This window comes from Deltaproteobacteria bacterium, assembly GCA_009929795.1.
GTDB lineage: Bacteria > Desulfobacterota > Desulfovibrionia > Desulfovibrionales > Desulfomicrobiaceae > RZZR01.
Genome location: RZZR01000403.1, coordinates 1 through 1,051 on the forward strand (window position 1 = coordinate 1; position 1,051 = coordinate 1,051).

Below are 1,051 nucleotides of genomic sequence, written 5' to 3' on the forward strand. Positions count from 1 at the left end.
GTCTGCGACACGGCCGTTCGGATCAGGCAATCGGGGATCATCGAGGTCAAGGGCTTCGCCCAGCAGCAGGTCCGAGCCGACATGGGCGTCTGGAAGGGCTACCTGACCGTACGCGGCCAGAACCTGGCCGAGGCATACACCAGGCTGGAATCCGAGATGAGCCAAGTTCTCGACCACCTCAAACGGCTCGGCTTTTCCACGGATGCGGTGGCCGTCGAACCGGCCATGACCACAACCCTGTACCGGATGAACGATTCGGGCTTCCAGACCAATCAGGTCGAGGGGTACCAACTCCAGCAATTCGTGGAGGTCGGCTCCGGAGAGGTGGAAAAAATTGCCACCCTGGCCACCGAGGCCGCCGGACTGGTCAAGACGGGCATGGAGTTCATATCCCTCCAACCCGAATTCTATGTGTCATTTCTGGAAGAAATCAAGCTCGGCCTCATCGCCCAGGCCACCAAGGACGCCCTGAACCGGGCCGGACAGTTCGCCGAGGGCGGAAATGTCAGGGTCGGGGCTCTGCGCTCGGCCACCCAGGGGGTTTTCCAGGTCACGCCGGTCAACTCCATGGACGTTTCGGGCTATGGCATCTACGACACCAGGACCATCGAGAAGAGCGTCAAGGCCGTGGTTACGGCCCATTTCGCCATCGAAACCGGAGCATAGGGCCCGGGAAACGAAAGGATCGTGGCCATATGAAGATTCTCATCACCGACGACAGCGCCTTCATGCGCACCTATCTGGAGCGAATTCTCCAGGAGTACGGCCGGTGCCACACGGCCTCCAACGGCCGTGAGGGTCTGGACGCCTTTCGCCAGGCCATGCTTGGCCGAGAGCCCTTCGATCTCGTGGTCATGGACATCGACATGCCGGAAATGAACGGTCTGGAGGCCACCAGGCGCATGCGCCAGCTGGAGGACATGGCCAAGAGCGCTCCCGGGGAAAAATCCAAGATCGTCATCCTCTCCCGCTACGACGACAGCGAGCGGATGATGGAGGCCCAGTTCGAATCCGAGGCCGACATGTATCTGACCAAGCCGGTTGAGGAGGC

The 1,051-nt window shown here is 61.1% G+C and carries 2 protein-coding genes; both read left to right on the top strand.

Features of this window, described 5'->3' with window-relative positions:
• The coding region (locus EOM25_15320) for an SIMPL domain-containing protein (protein ID NCC26550.1) at positions 1 to 666 on the top strand (666 nt) is incomplete at its 5' end.
• Positions 667 to 695: 29 nt separating this feature from the next.
• The coding region (locus EOM25_15325; protein ID NCC26551.1) for a response regulator at positions 696 to 1,051 on the top strand (356 nt) is incomplete at its 3' end.